This is a genomic window from Aurantivibrio plasticivorans, from assembly GCF_055392955.1.
Genome location: NZ_AP036020.1, coordinates 4,052,812 through 4,069,388, shown reverse-complemented (window position 1 = coordinate 4,069,388; position 16,577 = coordinate 4,052,812). Strand labels below are relative to the sequence as shown.

The 16,577-nt window shown below is 48.7% G+C and carries 15 protein-coding genes; 9 read left to right on the top strand and 6 right to left on the bottom strand.

Going from position 1 to position 16,577, the window contains the following annotated elements; translation table 11 throughout:
* Positions 1-117 precede the first annotated feature (117 nt).
* Together gcvT and gcvH are read left to right on the top strand one after the other, a co-directional pair.
* Positions 118-1,203 (top strand): glycine cleavage system aminomethyltransferase GcvT, encoded by a 1,086-nt coding sequence (gene gcvT / locus ACZ5NB_RS18320; RefSeq protein ID WP_464107707.1) that lies wholly within the window; start codon positions 118-120, stop codon positions 1,201-1,203.
* Between the two features lie 123 nt (positions 1,204-1,326).
* A complete protein-coding gene (gene gcvH, locus ACZ5NB_RS18315) occupies positions 1,327-1,716 on the top strand; it encodes a glycine cleavage system protein GcvH (protein ID WP_460234168.1) in 390 nt (129 codons plus the stop codon).
* Between the two features lie 113 nt (positions 1,717-1,829).
* Here gcvH and ACZ5NB_RS18310 read toward each other — a convergent pair whose 3' ends face one another.
* The 3 genes from ACZ5NB_RS18310 to ACZ5NB_RS18300 all read right to left on the bottom strand — a co-directional run bounded on the left by ACZ5NB_RS18310 (position 1,830) and on the right by ACZ5NB_RS18300 (position 4,815).
* A complete protein-coding gene (locus tag ACZ5NB_RS18310) occupies positions 1,830-2,714 on the bottom strand; it encodes an HDOD domain-containing protein (protein WP_460234167.1) in 885 nt (294 codons plus the stop codon).
* A gap of 163 nt (positions 2,715-2,877) precedes the next feature.
* Positions 2,878-4,104, bottom strand: coding sequence for an imelysin family protein (locus ACZ5NB_RS18305; RefSeq protein ID WP_464107706.1), 1,227 nt, complete (start codon positions 4,102-4,104; stop codon positions 2,878-2,880).
* A gap of 39 nt (positions 4,105-4,143) precedes the next feature.
* The gene (locus ACZ5NB_RS18300; RefSeq protein ID WP_464107705.1) at positions 4,144-4,815 is read right to left on the bottom strand and encodes a histidinol-phosphatase; all 672 of its coding nucleotides are present in this window, start codon (positions 4,813-4,815) and stop codon (positions 4,144-4,146) included.
* A gap of 358 nt (positions 4,816-5,173) precedes the next feature.
* Between ACZ5NB_RS18300 and ACZ5NB_RS18295 the strand changes: the two genes are divergently transcribed.
* Together ACZ5NB_RS18295 and ptsP are read left to right on the top strand one after the other, a co-directional pair.
* On the top strand, positions 5,174-5,677 hold the full coding sequence (locus ACZ5NB_RS18295; protein ID WP_464107704.1) for an RNA pyrophosphohydrolase: 504 nt from the start codon (positions 5,174-5,176) through the stop codon (positions 5,675-5,677).
* Between the two features lie 3 nt (positions 5,678-5,680).
* Positions 5,681-7,942, top strand: a complete 2,262-nt coding sequence (gene ptsP / locus ACZ5NB_RS18290; RefSeq protein ID WP_460234160.1) for a phosphoenolpyruvate--protein phosphotransferase — start codon at positions 5,681-5,683, stop codon at positions 7,940-7,942.
* A 205-nt stretch (positions 7,943-8,147) separates the two neighbouring features.
* On the opposite strand, the gene ACZ5NB_RS18285 is transcribed toward ptsP, so the two are convergent.
* The 3 genes from ACZ5NB_RS18285 to ACZ5NB_RS18275 all read right to left on the bottom strand — a co-directional run bounded on the left by ACZ5NB_RS18285 (position 8,148) and on the right by ACZ5NB_RS18275 (position 11,589).
* A complete protein-coding gene (locus ACZ5NB_RS18285; RefSeq protein WP_460234159.1) occupies positions 8,148-8,693 on the bottom strand; it encodes a peptidoglycan L,D-endopeptidase MepK in 546 nt (181 codons plus the stop codon).
* Between the two features lie 107 nt (positions 8,694-8,800).
* Positions 8,801-10,591: a L,D-transpeptidase family protein gene (locus ACZ5NB_RS18280; RefSeq protein WP_460234158.1), complete on the bottom strand. Its 1,791-nt coding sequence runs from the start codon at positions 10,589-10,591 to the stop codon at positions 8,801-8,803.
* Between the two features lie 200 nt (positions 10,592-10,791).
* A complete protein-coding gene (locus tag ACZ5NB_RS18275) occupies positions 10,792-11,589 on the bottom strand; it encodes an NRDE family protein (RefSeq protein ID WP_460234157.1) in 798 nt (265 codons plus the stop codon).
* A gap of 257 nt (positions 11,590-11,846) precedes the next feature.
* On the opposite strand from ACZ5NB_RS18275, the gene lgt reads away from it, so the two are divergent.
* The 5 genes from lgt to ACZ5NB_RS18250 all read left to right on the top strand — a co-directional run bounded on the left by lgt (position 11,847) and on the right by ACZ5NB_RS18250 (position 16,565).
* Positions 11,847-12,653 carry a prolipoprotein diacylglyceryl transferase gene (gene lgt, locus ACZ5NB_RS18270; protein WP_460234156.1) on the top strand — a complete coding sequence of 269 codons (807 nt, stop codon included), beginning with the start codon at positions 11,847-11,849 and terminating at the stop codon, positions 12,651-12,653.
* 31 nt (positions 12,654-12,684) lie between these two features.
* Positions 12,685-13,518, top strand: coding sequence for a thymidylate synthase (locus tag ACZ5NB_RS18265; protein ID WP_460234155.1), 834 nt, complete (start codon positions 12,685-12,687; stop codon positions 13,516-13,518).
* Positions 13,519-13,626: 108 nt separating this feature from the next.
* On the top strand, positions 13,627-14,139 hold the full coding sequence (folA, locus tag ACZ5NB_RS18260) for a type 3 dihydrofolate reductase (protein WP_460234154.1): 513 nt from the start codon (positions 13,627-13,629) through the stop codon (positions 14,137-14,139).
* 267 nt (positions 14,140-14,406) lie between these two features.
* On the top strand, positions 14,407-15,186 hold the full coding sequence (locus tag ACZ5NB_RS18255) for a DUF3450 domain-containing protein (RefSeq protein WP_460234152.1): 780 nt from the start codon (positions 14,407-14,409) through the stop codon (positions 15,184-15,186).
* Positions 15,183-16,565 (top strand): MotA/TolQ/ExbB proton channel family protein, encoded by a 1,383-nt coding sequence (locus tag ACZ5NB_RS18250; protein ID WP_460234150.1) that lies wholly within the window; start codon positions 15,183-15,185, stop codon positions 16,563-16,565. The genes ACZ5NB_RS18255 and ACZ5NB_RS18250 overlap by 4 nt, the downstream gene beginning before the upstream one ends.
* Positions 16,566-16,577 lie beyond the last annotated feature (12 nt).

Here is a 16,577-nt window from a genome sequence, read left to right as displayed (position 1 = left end):
GCAGCCTCTGGGTTTAGCAGGCATTTCTCAGTAAAATGCGCGGCCTTAGCCATCAGCGATGCATCTGTCTCGCCTGCATGGCACCGCATCAGCATCCGCAACGAACAGGGTAACTACATGACAGCGCGAACCCAATTGTATGACAAACACGTCGCTATGGGCGGCAAAATGGTCGATTTCGGGGGCTGGGATATGCCATTGCACTACGGCTCGCAAATGCATGAGCACCGCGCAGTGCGTGGTAATGCTGGGATGTTTGATGTGTCGCACATGACCATTGTCGATGTCACCGGCCTGGAAGCGGAAGCCTATCTACGTTACTTGCTGGCTAATGATGTCGCGAAACTGGACGCCGTCCCCGGTAAAGCGTTGTATACCGCGATGCTTAATGAAGATGGTGGCGTGATTGACGATTTGATCGTGTACGGCATGGGTGGTTGGTATCGCACGGTTGTAAACTGCGCGACTCGCGAGAAAGACCTAGCGTGGATGCAAAAGCAGGCGTCCAATTTCAACGTGGAGGTGGTTGAGCGTGCCGAGTTGAGTATGGTGGCCGTGCAAGGCCCTCATGCGATCGATAAAGTGGCTGCGGTGCGTCCGGATCAAGCGACGGCGGTTCATGAACTGAAAGTGTTTCAAGCTGTTGAGCAAGGCGAATGGTTTTATTCGCGCACTGGCTATACCGGTGAAGACGGGCTAGAAATTATAATGCCTCACGGTGAAGTGGAGGCTTTTTGGCAGGCGCTGGCAGACGCGGGCGTCGAGCCATGCGGTTTGGGTGCAAGAGATACTCTGCGCCTAGAGGCTGGAATGAATTTGTATGGTCACGAGATGGATGAAAGTGTTTCTCCACTTGCGGCCAATATGGGTTGGACTATTGCCTGGGAGCCACAAGATCGCGATTTTATTGGTCGCGGTGTGATTGAAGCGGAAAAAGCGCGCGGCGATTCACAGCGCCTAGTGGGTTTGGTCATGAGTACTAAAGGTGTGCTTCGTGCGCACCAAGCTGTGGTGATACCGGGTTGCGAGGAGCGAGGAGAGATTACGAGTGGCACCTTCTCCCCTACTCTGGGCTTTTCTGTCGCTTTGGCGAGGGTGCCGGCATCGGTGGGTGAAACCTGTTTGGTGGAAATACGTAACAAGCAAGTCGAAGTCAGCGTCACCAAGCCATGCTTTGTCCGCAACGGTGAAAAACAGATCTAGCTTGCTGCATTGCCAAGAGACTGTTGCCAATGAAAATGGGCTGTAACACAATGCGTGCAGATTTTGTTTCGCACTGACTTAAAACGAAACGTTAAAAATTTTAGAAACGAATGAGGAATGATCATGAGCGATGTTCGCAGTGAATTAAAATACCTATCGAGCCACGAGTGGGCGCGAGTTGAAAGCGATGGCACTGTGACTATCGGCATTACCGACCACGCTCAAGAAGCCTTGGGTGATGTGGTTTTTGTTGAGTGTCCCGAAGTTGGTACCACTGTAAATGCGGGTGAAGAGGCTGGTGTAGTGGAGTCGGTTAAAGCTGCCTCTGATATTTATTCTTTAGTGACGGGTGAAGTCATCGCCATCAATGACGCGTTAGAGGATGCCCCAGAAACCGTGAACGAATCGCCATACGATGATGGTTGGTTTTTTAAAGTAAAGCCTAGTGATCTGTCTGAATTGGATGACGCGTTAGATTCGGACGGCTACTTGGCGTCCATTGAAGACGAGTAATTGATCTTCAGTCAACAAACAAAAACGCCCAAGCTAGCTTGGGCGTTTTTGTTTGTGATGTCCCGCCAATTTTCTCGCAGACTTGTGATTCTTAGTCGTGGTTGGCTCTTCGGCTAGCCATAATACGCCCCCGTCCCCAACCCTAATTCCCAGATTGACTCCTGAAGGTGAATAAAGTCTGGTTCGCTCAGTCCAACGTAGTTGAGGACGCTACCTTGTATTCGCTCCCATTCAAAATCTCGCTGCTGGCAGCCAAGCAGTTGATGGATTTTGCAGGAGTGTTCGGCCATTTTTAGAATCGCAAGTAGGGTACTTTTTTTGGGGTCGAGAATTGGTTCGGCAAACGACAATTCTGCGCGATGGTGTTCATGAATGGCTTCGCAGAGATATTCCGGTAAATGCCAGGATTTGCCAACGTAATAGCCTACAACTGCATGATTGGTTTTAAGCAAACTATTTTCCACATCGGTAATGGACTGGTCAGACGCGCCATAGGCAAGGTTGATAACCTCATCATAATTGTCAAAACGCGACATCAAAAGCGGCACTGCGCAGTTGTGAAAAAGGCCTAGCGTATAGGCTTCGTCGGCGTTGGGGTAGCCAATACTACGCGCGATGGCAGCGGCGGCCATGGCGACTTCCATAGCGCTATCCCAAAAGCGTCCAAGGTCTTGAATTTGGCTATCGGACAATTCGCCTTTAATGGAATTGGCATTCACCAAGTTAACAACGCTATTGACGCCGAGCAGGTTGGCGGCTTGGCCAATTGACGTAATGTTATTGGCGTTGCCAAAAAAGTTGGAATTGACCGTTTTGAGTATGCTGCCGGAGAGGCCAACGTCCTGCGCGATGAGCTGGGTAATCTTTTCAATAGAGCAATCTGGTGAGACTTGCTCCATCTGGAGGTCCACTAAAATCTGCGGCTGCGGCGGAATGGATACGCCTTGTAAAATCGATTGGATTTGATCTTGGGTCAGCTCTTGATGCATCGACGGCATGCTCAATCTCACCTAATTCATATCAATGGATATTGGAGTGGGTGGCTTCTTGCTGGCACAGGGGCGTCAGCCAGTGAAACCGGTTCTTTAAGTATAGTCAGGGTTTATGAGATTGGCGTTTTTATCTACAAGCGAGTGTCTAGCTGAATTTACAGAACGTAGATTACGGCAGGTCAATGTCTGGTTCTGATTGCCCAACACTTTGCCAGGCTTCGTCGGAGAGGACGTCGAGCAGCATCCCCAGCGGCTCTTCTGAGGATTCAGTAAGTCCGCCCGGCCAGTTACCCTCCTGCTGCTCGACGTTAGTCTTCAGTGTCGCGAGTGACGTGATGACGCTGTCTCGCTGCTCTTCTGGTAACGTCCAGCGACCTAGCCCCTGATCGGTATTCAGCAGGATGGTGTTGAGGGTTTCAAGTTGCGCACTTAGGGCTTGGGCGTTGGCCTGCACACTGTGGGTGTTTAGGTTGTCGGCAAATGGGCTGTGCCAGGGGGCAGGCTCATCGCCTTCTGGTGGATTATTGATATAAGCCGAATAGGCATCAAACTGTTTGATGGTGGAGATGACCCAGCTATGGGTGGCTGAACGCCACAGTTGCACCCTGCCCGTTGGTGTAATGCTAAGGTAATGAGATTTGAGGTTGCCCCATTGTTGTCTCAATGCAACGAGGTCATCTTCGAGTAAGTTCGTTAGTAGTTGTGCTAGTGTGCGGCGGCGATTGTTGGGTAAATCGATGATGCGTAAACCGGCCGTGCGCTGCGCTTGGGTGAGCTCTTCCGTCGCTTCGAAATCGCTGTGTGGCCGGTCACCTTTCTCACCCCAGAGTAGGTATTCCAGTGCATGGAAGCCAAGGCTGACATCGGCGTTATCGGTGAGCCCATGTTGTTGTCGCAATGCGTCGGCAGTCAGGGGCATGGCAATGTCATTGACGATACCGCTGTGGGTATACACCGAGAAATAGTCGATAAATCCAGGCTGAATGGGGTGCGCGTCGATGGCAAATTGTAGGTCTGCCAAGCGGCCAAATAGACCGGGGTTGGTGTCTGCCAGCATTAGCAGGATGATCGTCTTTTGAAAAGCATTGTGCGCGGTTACCCAAGCAGAACGTGCCGCTTTAAGTGTCTCCTCGCTTGGCGAAGTAAGCAAAGACGCGATGGCCGTGTTGAAGGTTTGCGTGCTCGCTAGGCTTTCATCAAGCAGTTCCGCGCTAATCGACCAGGCTTGCTGGGTCAGAGCATCCACGGCTGGGTCGGTGATTTCCGGAAAGGCATCGACAGGCGGGGTTGCCTGTTCCACAGGGTCAGGCTTTTCACAGCTGGTCACGGCCAAGGCTAGCAGCAGCGGCATAGTCGCTAGGTGTAGTTTGCGAAATATTGACTGGTGCGGTCTCATGTCTGCCTCTGAGGGGTTGTTGCTACAAGTTCCTTGAATCTAATCCCGTAAATCTAGTATTGGCCATCCATGTGCTTCTGCGTGGGCCTGTAAATCGTCATCCGGGTTGACGGCGTGTGGATAGGTGACTTGCTCCAATAAGGGCAGGTCGTTCATCGAGTCGCTGTAAAAGTAACTATCGCGTAAATCGTGGCCGGTATCGGCGAGCCAAGCCTCTAAATGCGTAATTTTGCCGGTTTGATAGCACGGAACGCCGATGATTTTACCGGTATACCGCGGCTCGCCCTGGGCATTGTTGGCAATTTCTAAATCCGTCGCCAAGATATCGGGGATGCCGAGCCAGTTGGCGATAGGCTCGGTAATAAAGCGGTTTGTGGCGGTGATGATAAGCAACTTATCGCCTGCGACCCGATGTTTGGCGATTAATTCGTCGGCTTTGGCGAGTCGAATGGGTGCAATCTTGGCGGCAAGAAAGCGGTCATGAAGGTGCTTAAGTTCGGGCAGGCTGTACTGCGTCAGCGGCTGTACGGCAAATTCCAGGTACTCCATGATATCTAGCTCACGGCGTTGATAGGCCTCGTAAAATTCGTCGTTGCGGCGCCGGTATTCCACGGCATCCACTATCCCCTGTTCAACCAGGAATTCTCCCCAGCTGTGGTCGCTATCGCCGGCGATCAAGGTATTGTCGAGGTCAAATAGTGCTAGGCTCACGTTGGCTCCTGCGTGGCTGAGCAGCGTAAGGCGTGATGACGCTGCGAAAAGCTCGGAAGTTTACACTGGCCTTGTGTCCGTTAACACCGATTAGCCGGGGAGTTGGCGCAAGATGTGGTTTCGTGGGAGTACAAAGTGACCAGACGGTGTAAATTTATAGAAATATTCAACAATGCAGCCGCAAACGACTGATTTTTCGATTGATTTAGTGAAAATCTGTGGCAGGATAGATCTCTTTGCTTCGCGCTTGATGTCTGTGTCACCGCTTTTTCGCGATTGAGATCCATGATCGAGAAGGTGTTTTGGTGATCAGAGACGAGGCAGCATGCAACCCACCAGCACCCAAATGGAGTGAGTTGTGATTGATGCGGATGGTTTCCGTCCTAATGTGGGAATAATACTGACAAACCCACTAGGCCAAGTGCTTTGGGCGCGCCGTGTTGGCGGCCAAGATGCATGGCAATTCCCTCAAGGCGGCATACAAAATAATGAAGCGCCTGAGGCGGCTTTGTATCGAGAGCTTCACGAAGAAGTCGGTTTAGAGCCCGACGATGTGGATATTCTAGCCTGTACTCGCGGCTGGCTACGTTATCGTTTGCCTAAGCAATTGATCCGTCGCCAGTCGAAACCACTGTGTATCGGCCAAAAACAAAAATGGTTTTTGCTCAAGCTGACCAGTGCCGACAGTCGTATTCAATTGGATAAGCACGAAACGGCTGAATTTGATGACTGGAGCTGGGTTAGCTATTGGTACCCCGTCAATAAAGTTGTTTCATTTAAGCGTGATGTGTATCGGCGCGCATTAAAAGAGCTGTCTCGACCGCTGAGCGAGTTACAGCGCCAAGCCGCAGGAGGCCAATAAGCCGTGCTTAAAGACCTCAGCACCATCGTTCAGGAAGTTGCCGCCGCTAATGACATGGCGACGGTGCTCAACATCATTGTGACGCGAGTGCGCGACGCGATGCGAACCGATGTGTGCTCGGTGTATTTGCGCGATGGTGCTGGTCGTTATCAGCTCATGGCAACCAAAGGCTTGAATATCGATGCGGTGGGTAAGGTTCGATTGGCACCAGACCAGGGTTTGGTCGGGTGGGTAGCTGTCCGTGAAGAACCGATTAATCTCGATGATGCGGAATCCCATCCGCGTTATCAATACTTTCCTGAAACCGGCGAAGAGCGTTTTAACTCTTTCCTGGGTGTTCCCATTATTCATCACCGTGTCGTGTTGGGGGTGCTTGTGGTTCAGCAATCTGCCCGCCGCCGTTTTGATGAATCAGAAGAAGCCTTTTTGCTGACCATGTCGGCGCAATTAGCTGGGCTCATCGCGCACGCCGAAGTCACCGGTACGCTGCAAAGCGTGGGTGCTCAAACCAAAGAAGCGAAATTTACCGGTGTGGCGGGTGCGCCCGGTGTCGCGATGGGTCGTGCTGTCGTTATCACCCCGCCTGCTGACCTTAACTCGGTCGTTGATAAAACGGTGGCTGATGTTAAAGAAGAAATTAAATTCTTTAAGCGCTGTTTGTTGCAAACGCATAAAGAAGTTAAAGGATTAGGTAAGCAACTCAAAGACCGTTTAAGCCCTGAAGAGCAAGCGTTGTTCGATGCCTATGCCAGTATGCTTGATGATAAAACGCTGGTCACTGAAGTCATTGAAACTATACGTGCAGGCCATTGCGCTGCATACGCTTGGGCGGAAGTTATTCTTGGTCATGTGCGTAAGTTTTCCAGTATGGATGACCCCTACTTACGAGAGCGTGCCGCCGATGTGCGAGATTTAGGGCGCCGGGTGCTGGCCCATTTAGAAGAATCTGCCACTGAAAACCGAGAGTACCCTAAGCTCGCGGTGTTGGTGGGGGAGGAATTAACAGCGTCGCAATTGGGCGAAGTCCCTGAAGATCAATTGGCGGGTATTGTGTCGGTTAAAGGATCGCACAATTCCCACGTGGCGATTTTAGCGCGCGCCATGGGCATTCCAACGATTGTAGGTGCGGTGGATCTCCCCTACAAACAGATGGAAGATCGCGAGCTTGTTGTCGATGGTTACAACGGCATAGTGTATAGCGACCCCGGTGAGGAGTTGCGTAAACGCTACAAAGCAATATTCAAAGAAGAGCAACAAATCGTTAAAGGTTTGGAGGCTCTGCGCGATTTGCCCTGCGAAACAGTTGATCATCATCGCATTCCTTTATGGGTGAATACAGGTCTCATGGCGGATGTATTGCGTTCGCTAGAACGTGGTGCCGAAGGGGTTGGCTTGTACCGTACCGAAGTGCCATTTTTATTGCGTGACCGCTTTCCAACGGAAGAAGAACAGCGAGCAATTTATCGTGAGCAGTTGGAAGCATTCGCGCCTCATCCTGTCACTATGCGTACCTTGGATATCGGCGGGGATAAATCACTCCCCTACTTCCCTATTGATGAAGATAATCCGTTTTTAGGTTGGCGAGGTATTCGCGTTACCCTCGACCATCCCGAAATTTTTCTAGCGCAAGTGCGCGCTATGTTAAAAGCCAGTGATGGTTTGAATAATTTGCGCATCATGTTGCCAATGATATCCTCCACAGCGGAACTAGAAGCAGCGCAAAGTTTGGTGTATCGGGCTTATCATGAGCTGCTGGAAGAAGGCTTCAATATGGACCTGCCGCCGATTGGCGTCATGATTGAAGTGCCTGCGGCGGTTTATCAAATACAGGAGTTGGCCTCGCGGGCTGATTTTCTTTCTGTAGGCAGCAACGATTTAACCCAGTATTTATTGGCGGTTGATCGCAACAACGCACGCGTTGCTGATCTATACAATTCTTTTCACCCCTCGGTATTGCGAACACTTCATGCCATTGTCAATGAGGGGCACGCGAAAGGTGTACCGGTAACTATTTGTGGTGAGATGGCCGGTGATCCTGGTGCGGCCATTCTGTTAATCGCTATGGGGTTTGATGTGTTGTCAATGAATGCGACTAACTTGCCGAAAGTTAAATCGGTTATTCGTAGTATTACGATGGAGCAGGCGGAAGCTTTGCTTGAACGCGTACTACAGTTAAGTGATGCGAATGATATTGTGTTAGCCGTCAATGAGATGTTGGAAGCCGCCGGCATTACCCGCCTTCTGCGGCCGACCCAAAGGGTCTAGTGTTCGTATCCACCCTGTCCCCAAACTCTTTCAAATAATTTACAACAATCTCATCAGTTTTAATTTCGATTATGTTCTTCTAGGTGTCTGAAGTATTTCTGCCTGTGTGAGATGTGGGTTGTCGTCTAGGAACCTATAAAATAGGCGAGTAGAAAAGTCATCGATGATTTTGAAGCAAGTGTATTTGGGGTCAGAAGTATTGCTGTTACCAGCGACGATTCCGTCCGGTGTCTAAATGGATGAATTGACTCTTGCCGTAGTACCCGATGCCCCCATGGTGAAAACTTAATGCGCTTTGATAAACCTTGCTGAGCGATCGGCCGGGTATTCGCAAGTCAATGGCGCGGCCTTGCATATGTAAGCTTTTTTTAGCAACGCCGCGGCCTTGTTGACGCAATTTCTCGTTGGTTTCTGGTGAACGATAACCTGAGATAATATGTAACTCTTCCGCCTCGTTGAGTATGGCTAGCTTGTGCATGGATTCAAGTAGTTGCAAGTCCATGGTGGTGAAAGTGTCTGCGCGATGATCGCGCAATAGATAATTTAATTCTGATACGGTTTCTTGAACGTACTGACCGTCCTGCCAAAAGACAGCGCGCAGTCGTTCACCTGTATGCAAGTTGTGTAACGCAATCTTTTTCTCTCGTTGCGTGACAACCTGAGTCGTGAGTGCTGAGGTATGGCTGGCTGCGCCTAAAGCGAGTCCGCTCAATCCCCATTGAACGAGACGGCGTCGAGAAATAACGGACATGGAAATTTAGCGGCCCCAATTTGATTTTTTAGGCATCATAGCGATAAAGCTATGGAATGACTAGATTAAAACAAAAGGGTCTGGCGGCAGTGTTGAGGGGTAAGTTGTTAAAGTAAATATTCGCCTTGTTTGTTTGCTTGTGAGCGCAACGCTTCGTCTTCACGGTAAATGTCATCGCGGAATTGAACGCGGCCATCAGTATCGACCCAGCTAGTCCAATAGGCTAAGTACGTTGGGATGTTTTCGGGTAGTTTTACGTAAGTTGTTTTTCCGCTCTGTAATACATCATCGATTTTGTCGCGATCCCAGCCTGACTTTCCTTTAAGTAGCGTTTCTGCAAGCACCAGCGGGTGCTCAACTCTTATGCAGCCAGAGCTCAAGGCTCGGTAATCCTGATTGAATAGCTCTGGGCTATTTGTATCGTGTAAATATATTGAATAATCATTGGGTATAACAAACTTAACTCTGCCTAAAGCGTTGTCTTTCCCTGGGGCTTGTTGTAGTCGGTAAGGGAAAGAGCGCAGGGACATGTTGTTCAAATCTAGTTGATCAATGGGTACTTCGGTTTCTTCTTGCCAGCCGTTTAGAATGCGGATGTTTCGTTGTTTTAAGTAGCTAGGGTCTTTGCGTGCCTTGGGTAAAATATCTTGTACCATGATGCGTCGAGGCACATTCCACATCGGGTTCAGAACGATTGAGCTAACGGGTTCTTGCATGACTGGCGTGCGACGTGATGTTTTGCCGACAATCACTTTCATGTTCAGAATCGATTTGCCGCGTTGTATGACATCCAGTTGATAGTCTGTCATGTTAACCCATATATATTTTTCGCCGAGATTGTTTGGGAGTTGTCGCCAACGTTTCATGTTGTAGGCAATTTGTTTAATACGATAGTTGGGTGAAATATTTAATAACTTGCGGGTTCCGTTGCCAAGAATGCCGTCAGGTTTGTGTCCGTGCCGAGATTGAAAAAAGGCGAGGCTTTTTGCTAGGTGGTCATCAAAGAATTCTGGGTCTTCCACAGTGGGCGCAGTATTGTCTTTAAACCAATTGAAACCGGTATTGTGTTGTGGCTCAGGGTAGTCGCCGTAGGCTGTAAGCAGTTTACGCAGCTGTTCTATTTGTGGGTGGCGGTCACCGGGCCGAAGGGTGGGTGTCTTCTCGAAGGGTCTCCAAACATTTTTTTGGGCAATGTCTTGGTAGTGTTGTAGCGCTTCGCGCAATTGCACATATTGGGAGTGTGAAGGTGACATTGCTTCGATGGCTTTGTCGAGTTCTCGTTCTTCAAAGCTTGTTGTTATAAGGTTTACAATTTGCAGGTGCTCTCGGTGCGGATTGTAATGTTCCGCGTTTTCATTTTGTTCGTTGCTGAACATGGCAGGTTGCAGCATGTTTCCAAATGATAAAAGGTTTTTGGGTTGCAGTCGTTGCGACAAAACGTCTTCTGCAAAAGCGACAAATGCGTCAGTCAGCATGATGTCAATGGCAGTTGCTTCTTTCGGTCGTGTTGGAAAGTAATGTAGTCGTTGTTGTATGTAGGTCAGATGATATTGATAATTTACAAGATCATCTGCGCTAGTTTCCATTAACTGTTGGAGAAGCGCTTCGCCTGCTTCAGTTAATTCGTAGTTTTTTACCCAAAGTAGTTTGTAGTCTGTTTGCTGATATATATCGGTTACCACGCCTAGGTGAAATAGTGGTTCGCCCTCCATGAGTTCGGTCGATGATTGTTCGAGCCATTGTTGTAGGTGTCGTTGCGCTGCAAGGGGTGGAAGTACTGGCTTTAATCGCGCATTCGCTTGAAACACATAGTAGTAGCCAGTAGAACACATCCCGACTAGCACCAGCGTAATGAGGAAAGATAAAGGCGTCCTGCCGAATATAGTGATTCTCTTCATGAGAATAAGTATGGTCTGAAAAAAACCGGGGCGCGAAATAATTCGCTAAAAATATAGGTGAGGCATTACTTGATAGATCATTGGTGCGCATTGATGCCAATAAAATGTCGAAAAAAACTTAACTTAAGTGCGCATATGTGCTCGCGCGATGATGTTGACAGTATTTTGTCGCTTCCCCAAAAGCTGAGAGAGGTAACTTGTTACTCTCGGGTGGAAGGAATAATAAATTGCAGTGGATTGAGTGGTTGGTGTGTGTCCGGCGTGTAATTGACTTCCGTAAATAGGGTTTGTTGCGGCGTGGCTACAATGGTGGTGGAACAGCGTGTTCCGTATTGTGGTGTCGAGATGAAAATGGATGAAAGTAGCTTTTCGCGCTCACGATCAATACCAGTTTCAGGTAGTTCTTCATCAGTTGCTTGTGTGGAATCTTGTAGGGTTTCTAATAGGTAGCGGCTCAATCGTTCTGGTGCGTCGCTTATGTTCGAGTTGGCGTCGTCGAGTGTGCGTTGCAACGCTGTTTTGCCGATTTTGCACTTTGGCCAGGGTGTGTTGAGCAAATGGTTGCCTAAGCCATAAATGCCGGGTTCTATTATTGTCGTTTCGACATTGATGTTGTTGAAATATACCATCCCCGAATCATCTTTGAGCAGCAGGTTGAATGGATTGTAGAAGTTGGCTTTGCTGGTGAGCATTTCCGCATAGCTGGCGGCACTCATATCGCTTTGTAAAAATTCTCGAGTAAGGTCGCCGCGTGACAGAGCTTGTGGGTTAGGGGTTCGGTTGCCATCACGAAAGTTGGTGACCGCTGCAAAACGCCCGGAACGGGTCATGCCGAGCCAGGTACCCCCTGCTTCCATGTCCTTGCCCGCGAGCAATTCGGGTGAGTCTTCCCAGAAGTGTGCGGGACGAGTATTGCGTTGATAAAATTCGTCACGGTTTGCTGCCACCACAAATGGAAAGTCGTCGTGGCTGTGGTAGGCAAATAAAATCAAGCACATAGTCGTCGCATCTCTACCGTCACATTTCTGAAATGTAGTTTTAGATTATTCTCTTCTTTGGACCATTTCCACCTTAACAAAAGCCTGTTGGAATGCCATCCAAATAGGATCTGATTTTTTATCGGTGGTATGATGCCCGCCTCATTCGACACCTTATGATGGCCGCTTGCGAGCTAGAGCGATGAAACCTTAGATCGTTATTGGTTGGTAATTCGAAGCGATATGTCTTGGGTGACTAAATCAGCATATAGAGACTTATGAAGATACCCAATTTCGACCCGGTGGCAATAAGCCTTGGCCCTTTGCAGGTGCATTGGTATGGCATTATGTACCTCTTGGCTTTCGCATCAGCCTGGTTTATCGCTATGTATCGAGCGAAAAAACCGGGTAGTCCAATCAGTGTCAGTCAAGTTGAAGATCTCGTGCTTTTTGCTGCCATAGGCACGGTAGTGGGTGGTCGCATTGGTTATGTGGTCTTTTATAACTTCGAGGCCTTCATGCTCGAGCCGCTCTGGCTGTTTCGTGTGTGGGAAGGTGGGATGTCATTCCACGGTGGGTTCTTGGGTGTGGTCACGGCGATGGCGCTCTATGCGCGCAAGCACAAAATCAACGTCATTCAGCTGCTGGACTTTATTGGGCCAATGGTGCCGCTAGGTCTGATGTTCGGGCGGATTGGTAATTTCATTGGTCAGGAACTCTGGGGGCGTGCCACAGACGTGCCTTGGGGGGTGATTTTCCCAGATGATAGATTACAGTTAGTGCGCCATCCATCTCAGCTTTATGAGGCGGCACTGGAAGGATTGGTGTTGTTCGTTGTGCTGTTTGTCTATTCAATGAAGCCGAGGCCTCGAGGCACCGTGTGTGGGCTGGGTATTTCACTCTATGCAATCTTCCGGATTGCAGTCGAATTTACGCGCGAACCTGACGCCCATATTCAATTTGATCTCTTTGGCTGGATGACTCGCGGGCAAATTTTATCGATTCCGATGCTACTGGTAGGGCTGCTCCTTATAATGTGGGGTTTGTTATCGGCAAGATCAAATCCGGTAGAGTCATCAAAATAACGCGAAGCGCAAACGATATAGAGTTAGTTTTATGAAGCAATATTTAGACTTAATGCGACATGTGCGTGATAACGGCGTGCAAAAAGGGGATCGCACTGGCACAGGTACCAAGAGTGTTTTTGGTTATCAGATGCGCTTTGATCTCGGTGAGGGCTTCCCTTTGGTGACTACGAAAAAATGTCATTTGAAATCAATTATTTATGAGCTTCTGTGGATCCTAAAGGGCGATACTAATATTGGTTATCTCAAAGATAACGGAGTCAGTATTTGGGATGAGTGGGCGACTGAGGGCGGTGATTTGGGGCCTGTTTATGGGTACCAGTGGCGCTCTTGGCCTGCGGCAAACGGTGAGATCATTGATCAGATAACCCAAGTTGTCGAGCAGATAAGAACCAACCCTAATTCGCGTCGGCTTATTGTCTCTGCTTGGAACCCGGCGCAATTACCTGATGAAAGCATTGGTCCCCAGGCGAATGTCCAGGAAGGCAAAATGGCGTTGGCACCCTGCCACACTTTTTTTCAGTTTTATGTCGCCAATGGCAAGTTGTCGTGTCAGTTATACCAACGTAGTGCCGATATTTTTCTTGGAGTGCCGTTTAATATTGCAAGCTATGCCCTTTTGACCATGATGATCGCGCAGGTCGTTGGCTTGGAGCCAGGTGATTTTGTGCATACCTTTGGCGATGCACACTTGTACTCAAATCATGCTGAACAGGTTGAAACACAACTGGAGCGTTCGCCGCGACCCCTGCCTGTCATGAAAATTAATTCTAATGTGACAGATTTGTTTGCCTTTGAGTATGAAGACTTTAGTTTAGAAAACTACGATCCATACCCTGGAATCAGCGCGCCAGTCGCCATCTGATTTTGCAAGAAAAATATAATCGATAGTTATTGCGCCCTATAAATGGGGTGGCATTTTCCCCCATTGTATTTTTCATTGGGCCATTAAATTTTCGGCGCGGATTGAGATATGAAAATAGCTTTAATTGTAGCCATGGCCGATCAAAGAGTGATTGGTGGGGGCAACAAATTACTTTGGCATCTACCTGAAGATCTAAAGTTTTTTAAGAGAACAACCCTTGGAAAGCCCGTCATTATGGGCCGTAAGACTTATGACTCTATAGGTCGCCCGTTGCCCGAGAGAACAAATATTGTTGTGACTAGGCAAGGTGATTGGGATGCCGACGGTGTGACGGTTGTTCATAGTGTCGACGATGCGCTGTCCTTGGTGAGCGATTTGCCGTTGATCGAAGGTCGTGAAGAGGTTATGGTAATTGGCGGTGCGCAAATATATAAAGAAGCGCTGCCTTTAGTGCAGCGAATGTACCTAACGCGAATTGATGCACAATTTGATGGCGACGCGTTTTTTCCAGATTTTAATAATGACGAATGGAATGAAGTGGAACGTCTGGATCACCGATCCGATTCAAGGAACCCCTACAATTATTCGTTTATAACTCTGGAGCGCAAGAACGCACTGTAAAAGTGCGCGTTGAGTGGTTTTAGCGCTGATTGATTAGAGTCTGAACAAATGGGTCAAACCGCCGTCAGACCCGGTTGTTACCATACTACACACTAATGACTAAGTGCTCACAAACCGTTGAATGTTGACGCCAGCTATTATTAAATGGCGCGCTCTAATAATCGACGCCATAATCTATACTCATTAATTAACCCGGTAACCCGTGAAGCCATGCGCCTCTCTCGGTAACCCGATCATGTAAGAACCCGACGCGGGGGAGCTATGAAGATGCAACAAATCAGGGCAGTGGCTTTGACCACAGTACTGTCGTTCGGTGCTTTCGTGGGCACTGCACAGGCAGATCAAACGCTCGATAATATCTTGAAAGAAGGTCAGGCAATGACCAGTGCTGGTGTGCAGTCTCAAAAGCGCATCGACAAACTTCAAGAAGAAACTGCTGATATCTACCAGCAGTTTAAGATCGTGAACAAAGAGATCGATGGTCTCCGTGTCTATAACCAGCAGCTACAAAAGCAAATCGATAATCAGTTGGTGGTTTTAAATCAACTAGAGACTTCCATCAATAACGTCACCATTCGTGAGCGCCAAATGCAGCCTCTCATTATGAAGATGCTTGAGACGCTTGAGCAATTCGTTGAGTTGGATACTCCTTTCCTTGTAACAGAACGTAAAGAACGTGTTGAAAGCCTTTATGAGGTGCAAGACCGTGCAGACGTGACGGTTGCTGAAAAGTTCCGTCAAGTTCTTGAAGCCTACAAAATTGAATCTGAGTATGGCCGCAATGCGCTGGTTTACGAAGATACTCTACCTGTTGGCGTGGGTGGTGCTGACGTGCAAGTGAGCATGCTCATGGTTGGTCGAGTTGCACTTGTCTATCAAACCAAAGATAAAGAACTCACTGGTGTTTGGGATAAATCACAAGGTGCATGGGTTGAGCTAGACAAAGGTACCTATGCCAACGCAGTCGCTAGCGCGATTAAAGTGGCGAGTGGCGGTGTTCCTGAAATGATGAAGTTACCAATTCCAGCGCCGGAGGCAGTGCAATGAAAAACACCATGATTAAAAGCTGTCTAGCTGGCCTGCTCGCAGTGAGCGTTGCTGGTAATGTGATGGCACAAGACGAACCCAAGGCAAAGTCACTTGAGCAACTTCTCGAGATGGTTAAGCAGGGCAAAGTACTGGAATCTAAAGAGCATCGTCAACGCGAAGCTGAGTTCCGCCAAGCTAAATCTGACCAGCAAGCTAAATTAGCAGAAGCTAAGCGTATTAAAGCGGCTGAAGAGCGACGCTCTGCTCAGCTTGAAGCAAAATACGAAGAGCAAGAGCGCACCGTACAAGAGAAGCGTGCAACGTTGCAGCAACGTTTAGGTTCACTTGACGAGCTGTTTGGTCACTTGACCTCGCAAGCAGGTGATACGCGCGAAGTGTTGAAAAACTCAATCGTTTCTGCGCAGCCAGGCTTGAATAGTCGTCATGAGTTTCTTGATGTTCTGATCGAGAAAATGAACAGCGCAACTCAGATTCCAGAGTTAGAAGAGATCGAGCAGCTTTGGTACGAAATGCAGCGAGAAATCGTTGAGAGTGGCAAAGTCGTGGCATTCACAGCACCTGTTTTGAAAAACGACGGTGAAAAGGCTCAAGAAACTGTAGTGCGTATCGGTAACTACAACTTGGTGAATGAAGCGGGTGACTACCTGTATATCACTGAAAAAGGTGAGATTGCAGAGCTTGGTCGTCAACCACAGGGCTACCAAGGTGGCGCAGCCGCACTAGCGTCTTCAACCGACGGCTACACGCGAGTTGGTATCGACCCAACTGGTGCGAAAGGCGGTTCATTCCTAAGCGCAATTATCAATATGCCTAAGTTCTCTGAGCGTCTTCACCAAGGCGGTTATATTGGTTACGCCATCATGGGCTTAGGTGCATTTGCACTATTGTTGGCTCTATTCCGCTTCCTAGTTCTCTTCGCTACCAGCGGTAAAGTGACAGCTCAGATCAAATCGCAAAAAGCCAATCCTAATAACCCATTAGGTCGCGTGATGAAAGTTGCTGAAGATAACCCAGGTATCGATACTGAATCTCTCGAGTTGAAACTCGAAGAGGCGATCCTGAAAGAGCGCCCAGCTATCGAAAGTGGTCTGAACTTACTAAAAGTTATCTACATGATCGCTCCGCTTATGGGTCTGTTGGGTACAGTGGGCGGTATGATCCAAACCTTCCAGGCAATCACTATCTACGGTACCGGTGACCCATCAACAATGGCCGAAGGTATTTCTTCTGCTCTTGTTACCACCATGCAAGGTTTGTGTGTAGCGATTCCGACTATGTTGCTTTACACCCTAGTTAGTGGTCGATCTAAGCGTGTTCTGCATGTTCTTGATGAGCAAAGTGCAGGCATTATCGCTCGCAATTCTGAGCGCAAGTAGGGAGGTCTCTCC

Coding starts and splice junctions, on each gene's coding strand:
- ACZ5NB_RS18285 (WP_460234159.1), bottom strand. CDS start 8,693: ATGTCCGTTATTTCTCGACGCCGTCTCGTTCAATGGGGATTGAGCGGA.
- ACZ5NB_RS18275 (WP_460234157.1), bottom strand. CDS start 11,589: ATGTGCTTGATTTTATTTGCCTACCACAGCCACGACGACTTTCCATTT.
- ACZ5NB_RS18305 (WP_464107706.1), bottom strand. CDS start 4,104: ATGAGACCGCACCAGTCAATATTTCGCAAACTACACCTAGCGACTATG.
- ACZ5NB_RS18250 (WP_460234150.1), top strand. CDS start 15,183: ATGAAAAACACCATGATTAAAAGCTGTCTAGCTGGCCTGCTCGCAGTG.
- ACZ5NB_RS18265 (WP_460234155.1), top strand. CDS start 12,685: ATGAAGCAATATTTAGACTTAATGCGACATGTGCGTGATAACGGCGTG.
- ACZ5NB_RS18280 (WP_460234158.1), bottom strand. CDS start 10,591: ATGAAGAGAATCACTATATTCGGCAGGACGCCTTTATCTTTCCTCATT.
- gcvH (WP_460234168.1), top strand. CDS start 1,327: ATGAGCGATGTTCGCAGTGAATTAAAATACCTATCGAGCCACGAGTGG.
- ACZ5NB_RS18255 (WP_460234152.1), top strand. CDS start 14,407: ATGCAACAAATCAGGGCAGTGGCTTTGACCACAGTACTGTCGTTCGGT.
- gcvT (WP_464107707.1), top strand. CDS start 118: ATGACAGCGCGAACCCAATTGTATGACAAACACGTCGCTATGGGCGGC.
- ACZ5NB_RS18310 (WP_460234167.1), bottom strand. CDS start 2,714: ATGCCGTCGATGCATCAAGAGCTGACCCAAGATCAAATCCAATCGATT.
- folA (WP_460234154.1), top strand. CDS start 13,627: ATGAAAATAGCTTTAATTGTAGCCATGGCCGATCAAAGAGTGATTGGT.
- lgt (WP_460234156.1), top strand. CDS start 11,847: ATGAAGATACCCAATTTCGACCCGGTGGCAATAAGCCTTGGCCCTTTG.